Origin of the sequence: Symbiopectobacterium sp. (assembly GCF_051710365.1) — a bacterium.
GTDB lineage: Bacteria > Pseudomonadota > Gammaproteobacteria > Enterobacterales > Enterobacteriaceae > Symbiopectobacterium.
Genome location: NZ_JBPETA010000213.1, coordinates 1 through 5,001 on the forward strand (window position 1 = coordinate 1; position 5,001 = coordinate 5,001).

General features: G+C 52.9%; 3 protein-coding genes and 1 pseudogene. 2 read left to right on the plus strand and 2 right to left on the minus strand.

The annotated features are described in order from the left end of the window. The first annotated feature begins 284 nt into the window (after positions 1–284). Entirely contained in the window at positions 285–392 is a 108-nt protein-coding gene (locus tag ACTBDZ_RS15070; RefSeq protein WP_438815921.1) for a protein YohO, read from the plus strand. Positions 393–467: 75 nt separating this feature from the next. On the opposite strand, the gene bglX is transcribed toward ACTBDZ_RS15070, so the two are convergent. Further along, positions 468–2,798, minus strand: coding sequence for a beta-glucosidase BglX (gene bglX / locus ACTBDZ_RS15075; protein WP_438815922.1), 2,331 nt, complete (start codon positions 2,796–2,798; stop codon positions 468–470). Positions 2,799–3,050: 252 nt separating this feature from the next. On the opposite strand from bglX, the pseudogene ACTBDZ_RS15080 reads away from it, so the two are divergent. After that, positions 3,051–3,737, plus strand: a pseudogene (locus tag ACTBDZ_RS15080) (glutathione S-transferase family protein). 72 nt (positions 3,738–3,809) lie between these two features. Here ACTBDZ_RS15080 and pbpG read toward each other — a convergent pair. Next, a complete protein-coding gene (gene pbpG / locus ACTBDZ_RS15085; protein ID WP_438815923.1) occupies positions 3,810–4,760 on the minus strand; it encodes a D-alanyl-D-alanine endopeptidase in 951 nt (316 codons plus the stop codon). Positions 4,761–5,001: the final 241 nt, after the last annotated feature.

The following is a 5,001-nucleotide window of genomic DNA, read 5'->3' on the forward strand; positions in this document are numbered from 1 at the left end:
TCAAGGTTACGGATGGTAACGTGGGGAGTACTCATGCTGATTGGTCTGCAAAAAGCAGTAATAAATTCAGAACTTCAGAATACCGCCAAGTCCCGAAAAAAGAAAAATCAGGTGCGGAATGACGGCTTTATCTGATTGAACGCGGCATAGGGGCTATTTTGATGCTGTTTGGCGGTTATCTGTTGCTGGGTTTATGGCTGGGCTGACACCGTTACTCGTTCAGGCCGCTTGTTTCATACGCGATAGGCTTTATAATTTATGGCGATTAACAAAAGGATAACTTTATGAACCTCAGCAAAATCGCCATGATCGGCGCGTTCTCATTGATGACATTAGGCGGGATTAGCGGTCTGATGCTGGTCGGCTATATCATTCTGGTTCACGGCGGTTGATGCCACCGCGCCAGCGATGCCGTTAGCGAAAACGATCCCCGGCAGAGGCCGAGGATCGTAAGTGCGCGACGGGTGTCAGAGCAGCGTAAAGCTCTGTTGTTTCACTCGTTGTGAATCCAGACCGATAAATACCTCAAATTTGCCCGGTTCGACAACCTGCTGCATTTGCGCATTGTAGAACTTCAGATCATCTTCAGTGATGGTAAAGCTGATAACGCGGCTTTCGCCCGGTTGCAGCATCACCTTCTCGTAACCACGCAGTTCCTTGACTGGACGGCTGATAGATGCGACCACATCGTGCAGGTATAGCTGCACCACGGTTTCGCCTGCACGCTTACCGGTGTTGGTGACCGTTACGCTCGCTTTCACACTGCCGTTACGTTTCATCAGCGGACTGGACATGCTCACATCCGACACGCTGAAGGTGGTGTAACTCAAGCCGTAGCCAAACGGATACAGTGGGCCATTGGCTTCGTCATAGTAATGCGAGGTGTACTTGCCGGGATTTTCCGGCGTATATGGACGGCCGGTTGGCAAATGGTTGTAATAAATTGGGATTTGCCCAACGGAACGCGGGAAGGACATCGGCAACTTGCCTGACGGGTTATAATCACCAAACAGCACATCGGCGATCGCATTGCCCCCTTCCGTACCGCTAAACCAGGTTTCCAGCAGCGCATCCGCTTGCTGATCTTCGCGCACCAGCGCCAGAGGGCGGCCGTTCATCAACACCAGCACCAACGGCTTGCCGGTGGCTTTGAGCGCGGCGATAAGATCGCGCTGGCTCTGCGGTAAATCAATGTTGGAACGGCTGGAAGCCTCATGGGCCATACCGGCTGCTTCACCGACGACCGCAACTACCACATCAGATTTCTTCGCCACCGCCACCGCTTCATCAATCATCTCTTGCGGCGAACGCGGATCAACCTGTACCGCATCTTCGTATTGATTCAGGAAATCGATAATGCCTTTGTGATTACTGACGTTAGCGCCTTTGGCATAAAATACCGTCGCGTCATTACCCACCGCAGTGCGAATACCGCGATACACGGTCACCGTTTGGCGCGCTAATCCGGCCGCAGACCAACTGCCCATGGTATCGCGCTTGCTGTCCGCCAACGGCCCCACCACCGCAATCACGCCCGATTTTTTCAGTGGCAGAATGTTGAGGCGGTTTTTCAGCAACACCAGGCTGCGTTTGGCAACATCACGCGCCTCGGCACGGTGTAAGCGGCTTTCCGCATTGGTATCCACCGGATCGCTGCTGACAGCGCCCAGCATGCGGTAAGGATCGGCAAACAGCCCCATGTCATACTTCACGTTCAGCACCTGACGGCAAGCCTCATCCAGTTCTTGCATGGTGATAGCACCGCTTTTCACCAACTCAGGCAGGTACTTCACAAAGTACTCATCGCTCATGCTCATCGCGATGCCAGATTTCAGAGCAATGCGCGACGCGTCACGTGGATCGCTCGCCACACCGTGTTTCATCAGTTCTTTAATCGCGCCGTGATCGGTGATGGTAATCCCTTGGAATTTCCACTGATCGCGCAGTAAATCTTTCAACAACCAGCGATTTGCCGTTGCAGGCACGCCATTGATGGAGTTCAGAGCGACCATCACGCCGCCACTGCCGGCATCAATTGCTGCTTTATAGGGCGGCAAATAATCCTGAAACATACGCTGGGGACTCATGTCCACGGTGTTGTAATCGCGTCCGCCTTCCACCGCACCATAGAGTGCAAAATGTTTGACGCTGGTCATCAGTGAATGTCTGTCGGTCGGTGCCTCGCCCTGAAACGCTTTCACCACCACGCGCGCAATTTGGCTGGTCAGCCAGGTGTCTTCCCCAAAGCCTTCCGATACCCGCCCCCAGCGAGGATCGCGGGTGATATCGACCATCGGCGCCCAGGTCATGTTTAGCCCATCTTCGGTGGCTTCATAAGCAGAGACGCGTGCGCTTTTTGCAATGTTATTCATGTCCCAGGAAGAGGCTAACCCCAGCGCAATCGGGAAAATGGTTCGATGGCCGTGCACCACATCGTAGGCAAAAAACAGCGGAATTTTCAGGCGACTCAGTTCCATCACCTGATCCTGCATCGCTCGAATGTCCTGACGCGTTACCGTGTTGAAAATCGCGCCCACCTGCCCGTCTCTGATCATCTCGCGGATAACGTGTTTCGGGTTATCAGTTCCCACACTGATCAGGAGTAACTGCCCAATTTTTTCGTCGGTGGTCATTTTACGCAGCAGATCGGAGACAAAGGCATCACGCTGCGCCTGATGGGCTGCATTGTTTTGTGCTGCATTGCTTTGTGCCGCAACAGGTGCAGCGTTGGTCAGTTGCGCCCCAGCCGGAGAGCAGGCCAGGCCAATCGCAATCGTCAAAGAGGTAAGCAATTTCATTCGTTATTCTAGCCCAAGCATGCCGCACTCCACGTCATCGGGGAGCGCCTGTGAGGTTTGAAAATGACGTCAGTAACGTCGTCAAAATATCCAGCGCGTAATCATAATGTATTTGTTCTGATTGTCTTTAGTAAAAACTGAAAGAATTACGCAATCCTGCACCATCTCTCATCCCCCGCGTGTCATTAGGCACATTTCATGATACTCCTACTGATCTCTCCCACCGCTAAACTGCCTGGAGCATCACTAACGATGTATCAACTGCATATCGCCAATAAAAACTATTCGTCCTGGTCACTGCGCCCCTGGATATTGATGACCGCACTCGATATTCCGTTTACCGAACAGCTGACACCGTTCAGTGCAGGCGCGGTACAAACCGCCTTCAAAGCCTTTTCTCCGACGGCAAAAGTGCCTTGTCTGGTCGATGATAATCAGGTTGTGTAGGATTCGCTGGCCATCATTGAATATCTGGCTGAACGCCATCGCGGCGTGTGGCCCGAAGAGAGTACGGCTCGCACCTGGGCCCGCTGTGCGTCAGCGGAAATGCACTCGGGCTTTACCGCGTTGCGCAACCAGTGTGCAATGAGCTGTGGTGTACGCGTAGCGATACCAGCGCTATCAGCGGCATTGCGCGATGAGTTAGCCCGCCTTGATGTGCTCTGGACGGAAGGTCTTACGCGTTTTGGCGGGCCGTTTTTAGCAGGGAATACCTTCAGCGCCGTGGACGCCTTTTTCGCGCCGGTGGTATTTCGCATTCAAACCTATAATTTGCCGGTTTCATCAGCCGTGAATAGCTACTGCCAACACCTGTTAGGGCAACCTGCCATGCAACGTTGGTACGCCAGCGCATTGGCTGAAACCTGGCGCGAACCGGCGCACGAAGATGAAGTCACGGATAACGGCAAGCGTGTGGTACCGGAGGATTTTCGCGCCTAACGGCGAGGAACCAAACCCCGACGGAAAAGGTATCCGTCAGGGTTTACTACAAAGCGGCAGCATTAAAACGTGTTATTCAATATCCGTTGCAACCCGCGCCACTTGACCCGGTGCACGTGAGGCTAGCGCTTTTTGCTTTTTATAGCTCAACGCCGCATCCGGTACTGCGGTTACCTGCCCGGTCTCCATCCAGCGTCGCAGACGGTTGGCATCCGCAAAGTGGGTATATTTACCAAATGCGTCCAGTACGACCAGCGCTACCGGTTTCTGATTGATCACGGTACGCATTACCAGACAATGGCCCGCCTGATTAGTAAACCCGGTTTTGGTCAACTGAATATTCCAGTCATTTTTGTAGACCAGATGATTGGTATTGCGAAACGGCAGGCTATAGCCCGGGTTGGTGAAGGTGGCGGTTTTCTCCTGCGTGGTGCTCAACTGACTCAGCAGCGGATATTGCTTGCTGGCAATCAGCAATTTGACCAGGTCACGCGCGGTAGAGACGTTGTTAATTGACAGCACCGTCGGTTCCACATAGCGGGTGTGCGTCATGCCCAACGCTTTGGCCTTGGCGTTCATCGCGGCGATAAACGCCTGATAGCCCCCCGGATAGTGATGTGCCAGACTGGCAGCGGCGCGGTTTTCGAAGGACATCAGGGCCAGCAGCAGCATGTCGCGGCGGCTGATCTGACTGTTCAGGCGAACGCGAGAATAAACACCCTTCATTTCCGGCGTGTGGCTGATATCAACCGAGATAACTTCATCCAACGGCAAATTCGCATCCAGCACCACCAGCGCCGTCATCAGTTTGGTGACAGAGGCGATGGGCACCACCACATCCGGGTTAGCGGAATAAAGCACTTTATTATCACGCAGATCGACCACCATCGCACTGCCTGAGGCAATCTCCTGATGTGTACTGGCAATGGCTGGCGCAGCCGTTTTCGCCAATACGGAGGGGGTGAATGTCATAGGTGCGGACAGCAGCAATGCAAGCAGAGAAAACTTATTTTTTTTAATCATTATTTAACGTCTTAAATAAATAACGGTTACGGTATTGGTAACAACCCGTGCATTATAAGTTAGCGCTCGCCGCTACGCACTGCGCAGCAGAAAAAGCTTTTGTGACAAAGTTTAACACCGTCATTCCGCACCTACTTTAAGAATAAATTCGACGGTATCGCTCGCCGAGAACATCAACGATGGTCTTGTGAACAGAATTGAGGTTGGATACTTGTGGTGGTCTGTCACCAATACTGAACTC